Annotated in this window: 12 protein-coding genes; 10 read left to right on the forward strand and 2 right to left on the reverse strand. The window is 60.5% G+C overall.

What is annotated here, in order from left to right; all coding sequences use genetic code 11:
• Positions 1-74: 74 nt before the first annotated feature.
• From B7L72_RS17820 to B7L72_RS17845, 6 genes are all read left to right on the forward strand, one after another.
• The gene (locus B7L72_RS17820) at positions 75-1745 is read left to right on the forward strand and encodes an AMP-binding protein (protein ID WP_081195701.1); all 1671 of its coding nucleotides are present in this window, start codon (positions 75-77) and stop codon (positions 1743-1745) included.
• 94 nt (positions 1746-1839) lie between these two features.
• A complete protein-coding gene (hrpA, locus tag B7L72_RS17825; RefSeq protein ID WP_081195702.1) occupies positions 1840-5871 on the forward strand; it encodes an ATP-dependent RNA helicase HrpA in 4032 nt (1343 codons plus the stop codon).
• Between the two features lie 11 nt (positions 5872-5882).
• Positions 5883-7007 carry a beta-ketoacyl-ACP synthase III gene (locus tag B7L72_RS17830; protein ID WP_081195703.1) on the forward strand — a complete coding sequence of 375 codons (1125 nt, stop codon included), beginning with the start codon at positions 5883-5885 and terminating at the stop codon, positions 7005-7007.
• 111 nt (positions 7008-7118) lie between these two features.
• Positions 7119-7949: an MlaA family lipoprotein gene (locus B7L72_RS17835; RefSeq protein WP_081195704.1), complete on the forward strand. Its 831-nt coding sequence runs from the start codon at positions 7119-7121 to the stop codon at positions 7947-7949.
• Between the two features lie 8 nt (positions 7950-7957).
• Positions 7958-9151 (forward strand): PP2C family protein-serine/threonine phosphatase, encoded by a 1194-nt coding sequence (locus tag B7L72_RS17840; protein ID WP_081195705.1) that lies wholly within the window; start codon positions 7958-7960, stop codon positions 9149-9151.
• Positions 9141-9656 (forward strand): STAS domain-containing protein, encoded by a 516-nt coding sequence (locus B7L72_RS17845; RefSeq protein WP_081138378.1) that lies wholly within the window; start codon positions 9141-9143, stop codon positions 9654-9656. The genes B7L72_RS17840 and B7L72_RS17845 overlap by 11 nt, the downstream gene beginning before the upstream one ends.
• Before the next feature lie 72 nt (positions 9657-9728).
• Here B7L72_RS17845 and tal read toward each other — a convergent pair whose 3' ends face one another.
• Positions 9729-10667 carry a transaldolase gene (tal, locus tag B7L72_RS17850; protein ID WP_081195706.1) on the reverse strand — a complete coding sequence of 313 codons (939 nt, stop codon included), beginning with the start codon at positions 10665-10667 and terminating at the stop codon, positions 9729-9731.
• A gap of 25 nt (positions 10668-10692) precedes the next feature.
• On the reverse strand, positions 10693-12348 hold the full coding sequence (locus B7L72_RS17855; RefSeq protein WP_081195707.1) for a methyl-accepting chemotaxis protein: 1656 nt from the start codon (positions 12346-12348) through the stop codon (positions 10693-10695).
• Between the two features lie 162 nt (positions 12349-12510).
• Here B7L72_RS17855 and B7L72_RS17860 point away from each other — a divergent pair, with 162 nt between their 5' ends.
• From B7L72_RS17860 to pstC, 4 genes are all read left to right on the forward strand, one after another.
• Positions 12511-13686, forward strand: coding sequence for a multidrug effflux MFS transporter (locus B7L72_RS17860; RefSeq protein WP_081195708.1), 1176 nt, complete (start codon positions 12511-12513; stop codon positions 13684-13686).
• 8 nt (positions 13687-13694) lie between these two features.
• On the forward strand, positions 13695-14441 hold the full coding sequence (locus tag B7L72_RS17865) for a sulfite exporter TauE/SafE family protein (RefSeq protein WP_081138416.1): 747 nt from the start codon (positions 13695-13697) through the stop codon (positions 14439-14441).
• A 169-nt stretch (positions 14442-14610) separates the two neighbouring features.
• Positions 14611-15630 (forward strand): substrate-binding domain-containing protein, encoded by a 1020-nt coding sequence (locus B7L72_RS17870; protein ID WP_081138386.1) that lies wholly within the window; start codon positions 14611-14613, stop codon positions 15628-15630.
• Positions 15631-15732: 102 nt separating this feature from the next.
• Complete coding sequence (gene pstC, locus B7L72_RS17875; RefSeq protein ID WP_026001751.1) at positions 15733-17112, forward strand: phosphate ABC transporter permease subunit PstC; 1380 nt, start codon at positions 15733-15735, stop codon at positions 17110-17112.
• Positions 17113-17114: the final 2 nt, after the last annotated feature.

Genomic DNA, 17114 nt, shown 5'->3' on the forward strand with positions numbered 1-17114 from the left:
TTCAGGACTCACTTGATAGCCTTGCCACAATAACAAGGTCGGTACAGCATCGACACGGATAGCGGAGATTCCCCATGAGCGAACACGCCAGCAACCTCATTTTACGCGGCCCAGCGCTTGAAGGGTTGGAGCAGTACGACTCGGTCACTGATGTATTCCACTCGGCAGTCAAGCGCTTTGCCCAGAAGCCTGCCTTTACCTGTATGGGCAAGACGCTCAGCTTTGCCGACCTGGACCGCTTGTCAGCGGACTTCGTCGCCTGGCTGCAGCATGAAACCGATCTGGAGCCGGGGGATCGAATCGCCATCCAGCTCCCCAACGTACTGCAGTTCCCGGTGGCCGTCTTTGGCGCGCTGCGTGCTGGTCTGGTGGTGGTGAATACCAACCCGCTCTACACCGAGCGTGAAATGGCTCACCAGTTCAAGGACTCCAATGCCAAGGCCATCCTGATTCTGGCCAATATGGCCGACAAGCTCGAGAAGGTGCTGGACAAGACCGACATCAAGCACGTGCTGGTCACCCAGCTGGGGGATTTGCACGACGTGCCCAAGCGTTGGCTGATCAATGCCGTAGTCAAGCACGTCAAGAAAATGGTGCCCGCCTACTCGCTGCCCAGCGCGGTTGGCTTTCGCGATGCCCTGAAGAAGGGCGCTTCGCTTACCCATCGCCCGGTAAACCGCACCCAGGAAGATCTGGCCGCGCTGCAGTACACCGGTGGCACCACGGGCATGCCCAAAGGGGCAATGCTGACCCACCGCAACCTGGTGGCCAACATGCTGCAGGCACGCTCGGCCATTGGCGAGAATCTGACCGATGGTGAAGAGCTGGTCATTGCGCCGCTGCCGGTGTACCACATCTACACGTTTACCGTTAACTGCCTGTTCCTGATGGAAACCGGCAACCACTCGCTGCTGATTACCAATCCGCGTGACTTGCCAGCCTTCGTCAAGGAATTGAAAGGGCTGCCGTTCACCGGTTTCATTGGTTTGAACACGCTGTTCAATGCCCTGTGCAACCGTGATGATTTCCGCCAGCTCGACTTCTCGAAACTCAAGCTGACCATTTCCGGTGGTATGGCCTTGACCAAGGCAGCCGCTCAGCGCTGGGAAGAGATCACCGGCTGCCCGATTGCCGAGGGCTACGGGCTGACAGAAACCTCTCCCATCGTCAGCTTCAACCCCAACGACGCCATTCAACTGGGCACCATCGGCAAACCCGTGGCAGGTACGGCGGTGAAGGTGGTGGACAGCGAGGGCAACGACGTGCCGTTCGGTGAGCCAGGGGAGCTGTGCGTGCAAGGGCCTCAAGTCATGAAAGGCTACTGGCAGCGTGAAGACGAAACGCGTAACTCCATCGATGAGCAGGGCTGGTTCCACACCGGTGATATCGCCGTTCTTCAAGATGATGGCTATATCAAGATCGTCGATCGCAAAAAGGACATGATTCTGGTGTCCGGTTTCAACGTCTATCCCAACGAAGTGGAAGACGTCGTGGCCGCGCATCCCGACGTGCTGGAAGTGGCTGCCGTCGGGGTGGCCGATGAAAACTCCGGCGAAGCCATCAAGCTCTTCGTCGTGTCGAAAAACAGTCAGCTGGATGCCGAGACGCTGCGCGCCTGGTGCAAAAAGGAGCTGACCGCCTACAAGGTACCCAAGTACGTCGAGTTCCGTGATGAGCTGCCCAAGACTAATGTGGGTAAAGTGTTGCGTCGCCAGCTGCGCGACCAGGAAACCAACCAAGCCTGATACATTGCCATATTGGCTGGCGTTAGGCGTCACGTGATTGAAAGCGGTACAATGGTCGGCCCACTCCATGAGTGGGCCGACGTTTTATTCTGAGATGGAAACCGAGCCTAACGTGACCACCGACACGCACTCTTCTCGCACTGAATCCCCGCAAGATCCTGCTGCTTCGCTGGCGGTACTCGACGCATCGCTGGGTGATGTCATGCTACGCGACCGTGAGCGCTTGGCCCGGCGTGTGTCGGGCTTGAATCGACGCCAGCGTGACAACAAGCCGATTGACCGTGGTGTCAACGAGCTGCGCCGCGACATGGCAAAGGCCACGCAGTTGCTGGCCCAGCGGGAAGCCCTGCGTGTCACTCTGAACTACCCCGGCGAGCTGCCCGTCGTCGAGCGCCGCGAGGATATTCTGGCGGCCATTCAGGAGCACCAGGTAGTGGTCGTGGCCGGTGAAACCGGCTCGGGTAAAACCACCCAGTTGCCCAAGATGTGTCTGGAGCTGGGGCGCGGACGCCAGGGCCTGATTGGCCACACCCAGCCGCGCAGACTGGCGGCGCGCAGCGTGGCAGCCAGGCTTGCCGATGAGCTGGAGGTGGCACTGGGTGAGCAGGTGGGCTATCAGGTACGGTTCAATGACCAGAGCACGCCCACGACGCTGGTCAAACTGATGACCGACGGGATTCTGCTGGCCGAAACTCAGCATGACCCGCTGCTGTTGCGCTATGACACCCTGATCATCGATGAAGCCCACGAGCGCAGCCTCAATATCGATTTTCTGCTGGGCTACCTGAAGCGTTTGCTGCCGAAACGCCCGGACCTGAAGGTGATCATCACCTCCGCCACCATCGACGTCGAGCGCTTTTCGGCCCACTTCGGCACGCCTGACGCGCCGGCTCCGGTGGTGGAAGTCTCGGGCCGTACCTACCCGGTGGATGTCCTTTATCGCCCGCTGGTGCGCAGCGAAGAGGACGAGGAAGACCGCACGCTGCAAGAGGGTATTCTTCATGCCGTGCAGGAGATCGAGGCCATCGAGCGCCAGAAAGGCTGGCTCCACGGCCCCCGGGACGTGCTGGTGTTTCTGCCCGGTGAGCGTGACATTCGGGAAACCGCCGATACGCTGCGCCGTGCCGACCTGAAAGGCACCGACATTTTGCCGCTCTATGCGCGGCTGTCCAACGAAGAGCAAAATCGCGTGTTCGCCCCCCATCGCGGGCGACGTATCGTGCTGGCCACCAACGTGGCGGAAACCTCGCTGACCGTACCGGGAATTCGCTATGTCATCGACCCGGGCCTGGTGCGTATCAGCCGCTACAGCTACCGTGCCAAGATCCAGCGGCTGCCCATCGAGCCCGTCAGCCAGGCCAGCGCCAACCAGCGCAAGGGGCGCTGTGGCCGGGTGGCCGAAGGGGTATGCATTCGGCTGTACGATGAAGACGACTTTCTGGCTCGCCCGGCGTTTACCGACCCCGAAATTCAGCGCACCAACCTGGCGTCGGTGATTCTGTCCATGCTGGCGCTGAAGCTAGGGCACATCGAAGACTTTCCGTTTGTCGACCCGCCTGACGGCCGCTTCATCAAGGATGGTTTCCGGCTGCTGTTCGAGCTGGGTGCGGTGGACGACAAGCACCAGTTGAGCCCGCTGGGCCGTAAGCTGGCCAAACTGCCCATCGACCCAAGGCTGGCGCGCATGGTGCTGGCAGGGGCCGAACGGGGCAGCCTGCGCGACGTGCTGGTGGTGGTCTCGGCGCTGGCCATCCAGGACCCGCGAGAGCGGCCTGCCGACAAGCGTCAGGCGGCCGACCAGGCGCATCAGCGCTGGCACGACCCGGATTCCGACTTCGTCGCTTTGCTCAACCTATGGCACGGCATCGAGAATGCTCGCGAGGCGCTCTCGGGCAATCAGCTGCGCCGTTGGTGTCGCGAGCACTACATCAACTATCTGCGCATGCGCGAGTGGCACGATACGTTCCGCCAACTGCGTCAGCTGCTGCGTGACATGGATATCGAGGTGCCGCCACCGCTGCCTCGCGATGAAGACGAAAGCGAAGAGCAGGCCAGGCAGGCGCGGCGTAAAACCTCTGGCAAGCTGCACCAGGCGCTGCTGTCGGGTCTGTTGTCCAATTTGGGAACGCTGCTGGAGAACCGCGAATACCTGGGCGCTCGCAACCGCAAATTCATGATTCATCCCGGCTCCGGGTTGGCCAGGAAGAGCCCCAAGTGGGTCATGGCCTTCGAGCTGATCGAAACCACCAAGCTGTTTGCCCGTACCGTGGCCAAAATCGACCCGCAGTGGATCGAGCCGCAGGCGCAGCATCTGGTCAAAAGCAGCTACAGCGAACCCCACTGGGAAATGAAGCGCGCCCAGGTGGTGGCGTTCGAGCAGGTGACCCTGTTTGGCCTGCCTATCGTTGCCCGGCGCCGGGTGCACTATGGCCCCATTGCGCCCCAGGAGTCGCGGGAGCTGTTTATTCGTCGTGCGCTGGTCGAGGGCGAATTCCAGACCCGAGGCGCGTTCTTTGCCCATAATCGGGCGTTGATCGAAGAGGTCGAGGCGCTGGAAGATCGTGCCAGGCGCCGCGACATACTGGTGGACGAAGAGAGCCTGTTTGCTTTCTACGACGAGCGCATCCCGGCGGACATCGTCAATGGCAAGGGCTTCGAACACTGGCGCAAGCAGGCCGAGCAGCAACAGCCTGAGCTTCTGAAGTTCGACCTCGAGGCGCTCAAGGCCCGTGATGCCCACGACGTGACCCAGGCGCAGTACCCGGACCACCTCACCCTGGCGGGCGTGGCCTATCCGGTGAGCTATCACTTCGACCCGGATGCCGAGGACGATGGTGTCACCCTTACCGTGCCCGCGGCGATGCTGCCGCAGCTGCCTGCCCATGCCCTCGACTGGCTGGTGCCGGGCCTGTTGCGCGAGAAGTGTATTGCGCTGCTCAAGTCGCTGCCCAAAAGCCTGCGCCGCCAGGTGGTGCCTATCCCCGATTGGGTCGATGCCGCCCTGGAAACGCTGGTGCCGGACGAGCGCCCCTTGACCGAGGCGCTTGGCGAGTTCATCCGGCGGCGTACCGGCACGCGGGTTCACCCCGACGACTGGCGTCTCGATCTGCTGCCGCCACACCTGCGCATGAATGTGCGGGTGGTCGATCATAGGGGCAAGACCCTGGGGCAAGGGCGTGATGTACGTGCCCTGGAGCGGCGCTTCGAGGAAGCCGCCAGTGCCGGCGCCCAGGCGCTGGCCGAGCAGGCCAGCCAGGCACCCATGCTGGAAGAGCTGCCCGCATCGCCGCTACCTGAATCTCGTGTCACCAGCCAGGCGGGCATTCGCGTGGAAGCCTACCCGGCCTTGGTCGCTGAGGGCGGGCACTTCAAGGTCAGCCTGTTCGATCATCCCGCCAAGGCGCAGTTTGCGCATCAGGAAGGGGTGGCGCGGCTGGCCATTGCCAAGCTGCCCGAGCAGGTCAAAGCCATCAAACGGCTGCCTGGGGTCGAGAAGTGCGCGCTGCTGTTCGCCAAGGTAGGCAGCAAGCAGGCGCTGGTCGAGGATTTGCTGCTGGCGGTGTTTACACAGGTCGTGGCACAGCATCCGCTACCGCGTTCTGCCGGTGAGCTGGCCGAGCGACTGGCAAAGACCCAGCCTCAACTGGTGGCCCATGCCGAGACCGTGCTGGGGCGTGTCGAAGAGGCACTGAAAGGCCATCTTGCCGTCAGCAAGATTCTGAAAGGGAAACTTAATTTTGCACTGGCGCTGGTCTACAGCGATGTCAGTGCGCAGATGCAGCGGCTGGTTTACCCAGGCTTCATCCGTGATGCGGACGAGTGGCTCACGGAGTATCCACGCTACATGGAAGCCGCCTTGATTCGATTGGAAAAGGCCGCCCGAGAGCGGGGCAGGGACCAAATGCTGATGCAGGATGTCCAAGCCCTCGAAGCGCGCTTTGACGCACGGCGCAAAAGCGAGCGCCGTGGTGCGGCCGAAGACCCGACGCTGGTAGCGTTCGGTTGGTGGATACAGGAATTGAGAGTGTCGCTGTTTGCGCAGCAGTTGGGCACGCACATGCCGGTATCGGCAAAACGCCTGGAGAAGCGTTGGGAAGAGATCACCCGCGGGCAAGGCATTCAATGAAGGAGGTTGGCATGACACAGGCAGTGATTACCGGAACAGGACTCTATACGCCGGAACACGCGGTCGATAATGCAGCGCTGGTCGCTGCCTTCAATGCATGGGTAGATCGCGAGAACGCGCGCCATGCCGAGGCCATTGCCCAGGGTGAGCGGGCAGCGCTGGCCTATTCGAGCACCGAGTTCATCGAGAAGGCCTCGGGTATCAAGAGCCGTTACGTGCTCGATGCCGCCGGGATTCTTGACCCTGAGCGAATGCGGCCTAAACTGCCACAACGTGACAACGACGAGCCGTCGATTCAGTGTGAGATGGCGACCGAAGCTGCGCGTCAGGCATTGGCGGCAGCCAGGGTATCGGCGGCGGATATTGAGCTGGTCATCGTGGCCTGCTCGAACCTGGAGCGCGCCTACCCGGCCGTGGCCGTGGAAGTGCAGCAAGCGCTGGGCACGTCGGGCTACGGCTTTGACATGAACGTGGCGTGCAGCTCCGCCACGTTTGCGCTGGAGACCGCGGCCAATGCGATTGCGGCAGGGCGGGTGAAACGTGCGCTGATCGTCAATCCCGAGATCTGCTCGGCACACCTGAACTTCACAGACCGTGACAGCCACTTTATTTTCGGCGATGCTTGTACTGCTATGGTACTGGAAAGCAGTGAGGTGGCCGTGGCCAAGGAGCGTTATGCGATTCTGGGTACGCGCCTGGTCACTCAGTTTTCCAACGCCATTCGTAACAATGCCGGTTTTCTCAATCGAGTCACCGACAGCGACCCGCTGGCCCTGGACAAGCTGTTCGTGCAAGAGGGACGGCGAGTGTTCAAGGAAGTCTGCCCGCTGGTGGCCAGGCTGATCACCGAGCACCTGGCCTCCCTGGAATTGAGCGGTGAGGACCTTTCGCGGATGTGGTTACACCAGGCCAATCGCCATATGAACGACCTGATTGCCCGTAAGGTGTTGGGCCAGGAGCCCGATGTGTCGCAGGCGCCGATCATCCTGGACCGCTACGCCAATACCAGCTCGGCGGGGTCCATCATCGCTTTCCACCTGCATCGCGAGAACCTGGCGGAAGGCGATATTGGGGTGATCTGTTCGTTTGGTGCAGGGTACAGCGCGGGTAGCGTGATCCTTCGCCGAGAAGGCTAAGTACTTGTGATAAGTACTTGTGATAAGTACGTCGTGAAAACCACGTCAGCGGCGAAGCGTTGGCGTTGTACACTTTGAAGATGCGTTGATGATGTGAAAAGAGGAAACCCCATGCTGAGGTTGTTTGCCACGCAAGACACGGCTCCCGGAACGTGGCGCCCCTGGCTCCCCGTTCTGTTGCTGGCCACGTTGGCCGTGGGGGGATGTGCCAGCACGTCTCCCCAGGAGCGCGACGGCGAGCGCGAAGAGGGTGCCGTTGAGCAGTCAGCGCATCCAGAAGACCCTTGGGAAGGCTTCAATCGGCGAGTATTCGCTTTCAATGACGTGCTCGATCGCTACGCGCTGAAGCCTGTGGCCACGGGGTACAAAACCGTCACCCCTCAGCCGGTGCAGACTGGCGTAGGTAATTTCTTCTCCAACCTGGGAGAAATCCGCACGGCCATTAACAGTTTGCTGCAAGGCAAGCCTGCCAATGCGGGGCTGGCCACGTCGCGCTTTCTGATCAACTCCACGGTGGGTATCGGGGGGCTGTTGGATTATGCGACGCATATGGAGATCACCGCCGAGCGTGAAGATTTCGGCCAGACCCTGGCCGTCTGGGGCTGGGAAGATTCACGTTATCTGGTGCTGCCGCTGCTGGGGCCGCGTACCCTGCGAGATGCGTCGGGGTTCCCGCTGGATATCGCGGCGCACCCCATCACCTACATGGACGATCACCAGCTGCGCGCAGGCCTGACCGCGCTGGATATCGTGCACTTGCGGGCAGGCCTGCTGGATCAGGAGTCACTGATCCGGGGGGATCGCTACCGATTCATTCGCGATGCTTACTTGCAGCGTCGACAGTTCGAGATCAACGATGGTGAGCTGGGCGACGATCCCTTTGCCATGGACGATTTCGAGTTCGACGATAGCGACTTTGGTGACGACGACTTCGCCGACTGAGGCTAGACATGGATCACGCAAAGCAGTTGATCGCGGTAATCGATGAACCCGGTAGCGAGCGTGATGCGCTGGCCGAGGCGATTACCTGTGACGGGATGTGGGTGTTTGCCGCAGACAATATCGATCATCTGCCGGTGGGCACCGCGCTGATTGTCGCCCATGCCAGAGCGGTGCCCAGGCAGCAGTGGTCGCAACTGGCCCATCGCCTGCCCGCACTGGTCGTGAGTGATACCCGTCAGGATGCGGATTTGATCAAGGCAATCGACGCTGGATTGGTGGATTACATCGTCCACCCGCTCAGGCATGCCGAACTGCTGCGCAGGATGATTCGCAAGGCCATCGAGCTGCATCAACTGGCCCAGGAGCGTGACCGTGACCGACAACGGCTGGCGGAGCTGAACGAAAGCCTGGAAACCCATTTGGCCCTGCTGAGAATGGATCAGCAGAGTGGCGGGCATATTCAGCGCCGTCTGCTGCCGCCAAGGCCCAAGGTGATCAGCGGCGTCTATTACGATTACTGGTTTGCGCCGTCGCTCTATTTGTCGGGCGATTTTCTCGACTATCAGCGTTACAACGAGCGCTTTAGCGTGTTCTATTTTGCCGATGTGTCCGGCCACGGGGCCTCCTCGGCCTTCGTGACCGTGCTGCTGAAGTATCTCTGTAACCGCTGGCTGAACGAGTGGGATGGTCAGGACCCCCAAGCGCTGCCGCCCCGCTGGTTGTCGGCCCTGAACCGTGAACTTCAGGATACCGACATCGGCAAACACGCCACTTTATTTGTCGCTGTTATTGACCATGAGGAAAAGACTCTGCACTATTCGCTCGGCGCCCAGCTTCCCATGCCATTATTGGTGGCGGATGGAAACCTGACGCGTTTGGCGGGAGAAGGAATGCCGGTAGGCCTTTTCCCTGATGTGGAGTATCCTTCGCTTAGCTGTCCGCTGCCAGCCGACTTCCAGTTGTGGCTGTGTTCAGATGGTGTATTGGAATGCTTGCCGGGTAAGACGCTCGACACGCGGCTCACGGAACTTGAGCAACTAGTAAGCGAAAGTGTCACGCTTGAGCAGCTGCGAGACCGGCTAGCCAACACCAACTCGCTCCTGAGTGGAGACGACGAGGACGATGAGGCGAACCAGGACCGCGATGCTTTACCCGATGACCTGACAATCATGATGGTGAGCGGATTTGGTCATGCTGATTGAAGAAGGCCGCATCAAGGCGGCGTTCGATTCTGGTGTTTTTGTTCTAAAGCTGTGTGGTGATGTAAGACTCACACTCTGCGCCACACTCGATACCCAGGCACAACGTCTCGCGGAAACGCCGGGCCTGCGTGCGGTGATGATTGACCTGCGCGAGGCGACGAACGTCGACTCGACGGCGCTGGGCTTTCTCGCCAAGGTGGCCATGGCCGTCAAAGGCCGTCTGGAGCAGCCGCCTACCATCATTGCGGATAATCCGGATGTCCGGCAGATGCTGGATGTGATGGGGTTTGCGCGCTTCTTTACGCTGATGTCGGCACCGCTGCAGCAGTCGGCACCGCTGGAGACGGTATTGGAAGAGCTGCCCGAGGAGCCCGCCGACGAAGAGGGGCTGCGCGGCCGCATTCTGGAAGCACATCGTATCCTGATGCACATGAACGAGCATAACCGCGAGCAGTTTCAGCCGCTGGTGGAGATGCTGGAAGCCCAAGGGGCTCCTGCAAAATAAAGCCCTCTGGTCAGTGATGCGCCAGAGGGCTGTTCACAGACGCCTGGTGAGCAGGCGTGCAAAAGTCGCAGCCTAGCCCTTTCTTAGCGTGCTCAGCAGTTCTTCCAGCTTGCGCTGGTCAGCCATGAACTTACGAATACCTTCGGCCAGCTTATCGGTGGCCATCTCGTCTTCGTTCATTGCCCAGCGAAAATCGGCTTGTGCCAGGGCTTCTTGCGGTGAGCTGCTGGCGCCGAGGGGGCTGAGTTGGCGGGGCAGGTCGGCTTCGATCTCGTCCAGCTCCTTGAGCAGGGCAGGGGAGATGGTCAGGCGGTCGCAGCCTGCCAGCGCCTGGATCTCACCGATGTTACGAAAGCTGGCACCCATCACGATGGTGGGGTAGCCGTGGCCTTTGTAGTACTCGTAAATCCCTTTGACCGACTGTACGCCCGGGTCCTGTGCGCCGCTGAAGTCGGCATCAGGCTGGCGCGCCTTGTGCCAATCCAGAATCCGCCCCACGAAAGGCGAGATCAGCGTGACGCCAGCATCGGCGCAGGCTTGGGCCTGGGCAAAGCCGAACAGCAGGGTCAGGTTGGTACGAATCCCGTCGCGCTCCAGCTGGTGCGCGGCCTGAATACCTTCCCAGGTCGAGGCCATCTTGATCAGAATACGCTCGGGGCCCACGCCGTACTCGGCATAACGCTCGATCAGCGAGTGGGCCTTGGCGATGGTCGCTTCCTTGTCGAAAGAGAGACGCGCGCTGACCTCGGTGGATACATAACCGGGAACCAGCTTGCTGATTTCGCTACCGATATCCACTGCCACCCGATCGACCGCGTCATCCAGGTCGGTGCTCTCCTTGGCGATACTGGCCAGGCGAGCGCGGCGCTCTTCCTGCTGGGCCGCCTGAAGAATCAGCGAAGGGTTGGTGGTGGCGTCCTCGGGCTGGAAGCGACGAATGGCTTCCAGATCCCCGGTATCGGCCACCACGGTGGTCATCTCTTTCAATTGGCTTAATAGGCTAGTGGCCATGCAGTGCTCCTTGTATGAGTCATGGTTACTCTAACAAGGCTGGCTCGCGTTGAGTATGCTTGATCGGTGACGATGATGAAGAATCCGCTGCTCGCCACTGATAGCCGACGGCCTGCGGCCGTTGGCTGATCCTGAACCGGGCCGCCTGCTCCCGCATGCCTTCGGCAGCCGACTCCAGCGACATGGCGTCCTGTGCGGTGGCATCCACTTGAAGCGCATTGGCCTGGGTTACCTGGGTCTGCTCCTGCAGGGTCTCGTTGATCTCTTCGATGTTCTGGTGCTGCAGGTGGGCGGCTTCGGCAATATCGGTAATCAATCGGTGAGTCGTGGAGATCGAGCCGACCATCTCCTCGAACTGCTGGTTGGCATCTCGGGAAAGCTGGTTGCCGCGCTCGATACTGGTATTGGAAGAGGCCAGCAGGCTGCGAATCTGAGTGGCAGCTTCTGCGCTGCGGGTGGCCAGTGAACGCACTTCAGCGGCCACCACGGCAAAGCCACGACCCTGTTCGCCCGCACGGGCCGCTTCCACCGACGCGTTGAGGGCCAGCAGGTTCGTCTGGAACGAAATGCCATTGATGACGTTGACGATGTCGTTGACCTGCTTGGCGTTCGCATCGATCTCTTCCATGGTCGACAGAAAGGCTTCCATGGTGTGGTGGCTCTGCTGAGCTTGTGTCGTGGCGTGTTCGGTCAGTTCCTTGGCCTTCAGGGCATGCTCGGCGGTGTGGGCCACGCTATCGGTCAGGGCATGTACGTTGGTGGCCGTGTTGTCCAGTGAGGTGGTTTGCTGATGGGTGCGCGTGGCCAGGTCCTCGTTACCCAGAGCCAGCCGCTGAGCACTCTGGAACACGTGCTGGCTGTTGTCATGCAGTTGCTTGACGGTCTCGATCAGGGAGTTTTGCATGACCCCCAGGGCCGCATAGAGCTGGCCGATTTCGTTGTTGCCACGGGCCGGAACCTCGGCACTGAGATCTCCTTCGGCCATATGACGAAAGTGGCCGATCAAGTGGCGGATGGGCTGTAGCAACTGGAAGTGGCCCAGCCAGATCAAGGCGCCCATCAGGGTCAGGGAGACCGCCATGCCCAGCGCCAGCCCAGCGGCCACCATACCTGCGCGCTGCTCGGCGTCCTGCATCAGGCTGACACCCTGCTGATCGGCTACCTGGTAAAACGCCCGAGCATGGCCTGCCAGGGCCTCGCTATGATCCATGGCTTCCAGGGTGATTTGCCGATAGCCGCTGCGGTCACCGGTGGTAATGGCGTTGCGCTGGGCATCCATACTGGCCAGCAATTGGTTGGCGCGCTCACCAATGGCGTCGCGCAACGCTGAATAGGTGCTGTCCTGAGTGGCCTGCAGGAAGCTTTCAAGCGCCTGGGACATCTCGTTCAATTCATACTCGACGGCTTCCAGCGCCGCAATGGGGTCACCGAGCGACGGACGCAATTGGCGCTCCAGGGCACGGTCCATGCGATTGAGACCTTCCAGGCTGGCAATGTGCAGCCGATTCAGCGAGGAGGCTTGCTGAACATTGACCTGCTCCAGCGAAGCCAGGTCACGCTGGCTCTGCTGCATGATATGCCAGGCCAGTGCGGCGAACATCAGCAGGCAGCCTGCCATCAATAGCAGTGCGGCCAGGCTCAGGTTGCGTAGCGAAATGTTTTCCAGCTTTTTGAGTATCATCGTGGCCCTCAGGACAGCGTCATTTGAATCATGACGGGCAGCTTAATGGGCAAATGTTTCAGTTCTGAGTGGGCGATGCGCGATCCTGGGGTTGAGTGTATGATTAGCGTCCTATCTAAGTGGCCAGCGAGCGGCCAACCAGCGTAGCTTTCGAGGAGATGTATGGAACTCAATCCGCGTCGCGTAGCGCTATTGGTGGCGGCCAATACGGCGTTGGCCCCTTTTGCAATAGACGCCTACCTGCCTGCCATGGGAGTGCTGGCGGAAAGTATCGGTGCCAGCATTCACCATACCGAGCTTTCCATCAGTATGTTTCTGTTCGGCTTTGCGCTGGGGCAGCTCTGTTTTGGCCCGCTGTCGGACCGCATGGGGCGCAAACCTGTGCTGCTCAGCGGGCTGGTGGTCTTCATACTGGCCAGCTTGATGATCACCACCGCCGATAGCCTGGCATCCTTGCTGGCATGGCGGTTCGTGCAGGCGCTGGGCGGGGGAGCCTGCGTGGTCAATTCGGCGGCCATCGTACGGGATTGTTTCAGCGGGCGTGAGGCTGCCAGGGTGATGTCCACCATGGCCATGATCATGATGCTGGCGCCGCTGGTGGCGCCGGCGGTCGGGAGCCTGCTGCTGTATATCGCCGGCTGGTGGCTGATCTTTGTATTTCTGGCGGTCTATGCAGGCTTTTTGCTCTGGCTGCTGGGAACACGCCTGCCTGAAACCCGCGCCCCGGGCCTGCCTGTTGCCACTCCTCGTCAGGTGCTGGGTAACTACGCCAGCGTGCTGCGTCACCGGGAAGGGATGGGGTACATTTGCGCCGTGGCAGCCTCGTTTGCGGGCCTCTTCGCGTTCGTAACGGCCTCACCCTTTCTTTATCTGGAGTATTTCTCCCTCTCTCCGGGCGTTTACCCGCTGGTGTTTGGGGTCAACGTGGTCATGATTGCGCTCTCCAATCGGCTGAATATCCATCTTCTGCGCAAGCGCACGCCCCAGCAGAACCTGCGCTTTGGCTTGACGGTGCAGCTATGTGCCGCGCTGGCACTGGTGGCCGCAACGGCCTTCGATCTGGCCACGCTACCGGTCGTGGTGGCGCTGGTGATGCTGTTTACCGGCATGATTGGGCTGATCACGCCCAACGCCATCTCGTCGCTGTTGGATCATTTCGGCCATATCAGCGCCACGGCCACGGCGCTGCTGGGAGGCATTCAGTTCAGCTGTGGCGCGCTGGCGGGTGTGCTGGTGGGCCTCTTCCAGGTAGAGCACCTCTGGCCGATGGTGCTGACCATGCTGGGCGCGGCGCTGCTGGGTAATATCGGGGTGAGAAAGCTCACCCAGGCGGTCTAGGCGTGGCGATGCTCGAATGGCTGGCGCTCACCATGGAGCTCTCTTTGGGAATTTCTCTGGCAACATGGCTGGCCTGTGCCGGGGTGCTGCTGCTGGGGGCTTTCGTACAGCGTGCCACGGGGTTTGGCCTGGCGGTCGTCGGGGCACCGCTGCTGCTGATGCTGGAGCCACGGCTGGTGCCGGTGGTGCTGGTGCTGTTCGGTTTTACGGTCTCGCTGATGATGGTGCGCCGCTATTGGCACGAAGTGCATCTGCGCGAGATTAGCGTGGCACTGGTGGGGCGGCTGCCGGGTAACGGGCTGGGCATCTGGCTGCTGCTGGCGGCGCCCATGGCCGTGCTGGAAACGCTGATTGCCGCCATCGTGCTGTTTGCGGTCGGCGTGACGCTGTGCCGTTTTCATTTGCCGGTGAATCGCGTCACACTGTTCGTGGCCGGTGTACTGTCGGGCATCTTCGGCACCGTGGCTGCCATTGGTGGGCCGCCCATCGTGCTGTTGATGCACGGCTTTTCGCCGGATCGCATGCGCGGCAATCTGGCGGCCTTCTTCGTCATCACCTCGCTGCTGACCCTGGCGACGCTGGCGCTGGCGGGGCAGCTCAGCATCTGGCATTTCAAGCTGGCGCTGACGTTTCTGCCTGCCGTGTTGATCGGTAATGCGTTGGCCGATGCGGTCGCCCATCGGCTGGATAAAGTACTGCTACAGCGCTGTTCATTGGCCCTGTGTACGCTGGCGGCGCTGGGTTTGCTGCTGTGATAGGGCCCCAGGCCAACGCTTCGTTAACACTCCTCGCTAAAAAAATTATCGCTGTCATATTTCTGCAATCGTCGCTGTGCAAACTCCTCGGTGTGAAAGGCCAATCGCCAACATTGCCGAACGGCTCAAATCGAATAGCCCAGGCATGAAACTAGAAGGGGACACGACGATGAAAGTAACGAAAAAGACACTGGGTGTTGTAGTTGCTGCCGCTCTTGCTACCGGCGTATCAACGGCTGCTACTGCCCGTGACACCGTGCAAATCGCTGGTTCTTCGACGGTACTGCCGTTTGCCAGCATTGTTGCTGAAGAGTTCGGTAACACTTATTCCCAGTTCAACACTCCGGTCGTCGGTTCTGGTGGCTCCGGTGGCGGCCTGCGCCAGTTCTGTCAGGGCGTTGGTGAGAACACCATCGACATCGCCAACTCTTCTCGTGCCATCCGCAGTGGCGAAGTAGCCAACTGTAACGAAAACGGCGTCAACGACATCCTCGAAGTGATGTTCGGCTACGACGGTATCGTGTTTGCATCGCGTATCGACCGTGACGAGTTCGCTCTGACGCCTGAGCACGTGTTCAAGGCCGCTGCCGCTCAAGTCACTCAGGATGGTCAGCTGGTCGACAACCCCTACACCCGCTGGAACGAAATCGACAGCAGCCTGCCCGACCAGGAAATCGTGCTGGTGATTCCGGCTTCCAACCACGGCACCCGTGAAGTATTCGAAGAGAAAGTCATCCACGCTGGCTGTGAAAGCGACGCCAACGTAGAAGGCGATGCCTGTGACTCGCTGCGTGGCGATGGCCGTATCGTCGAAATCGCCGGTGACTATACCGAGACGCTGGCTCGTCTGGATGCCCAGGCAGATGCCGTTGGTGTCTTCGGTCTGAGCTTCTACGACCAGAACCGTGACCGTCTGCAAGTGGCCACGGTGGATGGCGTGACGCCCAGCCTGGAAACCATCGGTTCTGGCGAATACCCCGTTTCTCGTCCGCTGTTCTTCTACGTGAAGGGCGAGCACCTGGACGTGATCCCGGGCCTGGCCGAGTACACCGAGTTCTTCCTGAACGACATGATTTCTGGCTACGGCAGTCCGCTGGAAGACGCTGGTCTGATCCCAATGAGCGAAGAAGAGCGTGCTGAAGCACTGGCTCAATTCGAAGCCCGTACCGTGGTAAGCGTTGAAGAGTAAGACTGCCGCCATCGCTTAACAGCGATGATCAGGTAGGCATTGCGCCAGCATCATGGAAATGGTGCTGGCGCTTAAACGTAGGAAATCATGGGCGGAGAGAGAATGAGTAACATTGCCTTGATAGCCACGCTACTCGTGATAATGGCCTTGGCTTACCACTTGGGGTTAACACGCAGTCGCGCGGTTGCGGCAGAGCACGATGTCAGAATGCATTCGCGCCCCGGTTATTATGGAGCGTTGGTGGCCCTGTGGTGTGGGCTGCCAGCGCTTGCCCTATTTATATTGTGGTCGCTGTTGGCACCACAGTTGATTGATATGCTGGTCGTTCAGCAACTGCCCCCCGAGCTGGTGGCAGGCATGAGCGAACGTGAAATGAACACCTTGTTGCGGCGTATCACCGCGCTGGCCAACGAGCGTAACGTGGCCGGAGGGGGAAGCGCCGAGGAGTTGGCCGCGGCCGCACACATGGCGCGCCTGCAGACTTTCCAGAACACCACGCTGATCGCGCTGATGGCCGTGGTGGCCGTGGTGGGGCTGGTGTTTGCCCGGCGGCGTATTTCCCCTCAGTGGCGGGCGCGTAATCATGTCGAGCGCGTGATCTCCATTGCGCTGGCTTCCTGCTCCGCCATCGCGATTTTCACCACGGTGGGTATCGTGCTGTCGATGCTCGGTGAGGCGCTGAAGTTCTTCAGCTTCATCAGCCCGGCAGAGTTCTTCCTGGGTACGACCTGGAACCCCCGTTTCAGCACGTCGGGCACCGATGCGCAGGGGGAGTTTGGCCTGCTGCCGCTGCTGTGGGGCACCATGATGGTGAGTATCATTGCCTTGCTGGTGGCGATCCCCGTGGGGCTGATGACGGCGATTTACATGGCCGAATACGCGCCCCCCTGGCTGCGTAACGTGGCCAAGCCGATCATCGAAATTCTAGCCGGTATCCCGACCATCGTGTACGGCTTCTTTGCCCTGATCGTCATTGGGCCTTTTCTTTCCAGCCTGGGCGATATGGTCGGTATCAATATTCGCGCCACCAGCGCGCTCACCGCGGGCCTGGTGATGGGCATCATGATCATTCCGTTCGTGTCGTCACTCTCTGACGACATTATTACTCAGGTGCCCAAGTCACTGCGCGATGGTGCGCTGGGGCTGGGGGCAACCAAGTCCGAGACCATTCGCCAGGTGGTATTGCCTGCGGCGCTGCCGGGTATCGTTGGTGCCTTTCTGCTGGCGGCCAGCCGCGCCATCGGTGAAACCATGATCGTGGTATTGGCGGCCGGTAATAACCCGGTACTGCACGGTAATCCGTTCGAGGCGGTATCGACCATCACCGTGACCATCGTTAACCAGTTGACCGGGGACATGGATTTTGCCAGCCCACAGTCGCTGGTGGCCTTTGCTCTGGGCTTGACGCTGTTCGTCATTACCCTGGGCCTGAACGTCATCGCACTGGTTGTGGTGCGTAAATACCGCCAGCAATACGAGTAAGC

This window comes from Halomonas sp. BC1, assembly GCF_002078135.1.
Lineage (GTDB): Bacteria > Pseudomonadota > Gammaproteobacteria > Pseudomonadales > Halomonadaceae > Vreelandella > Vreelandella stevensii.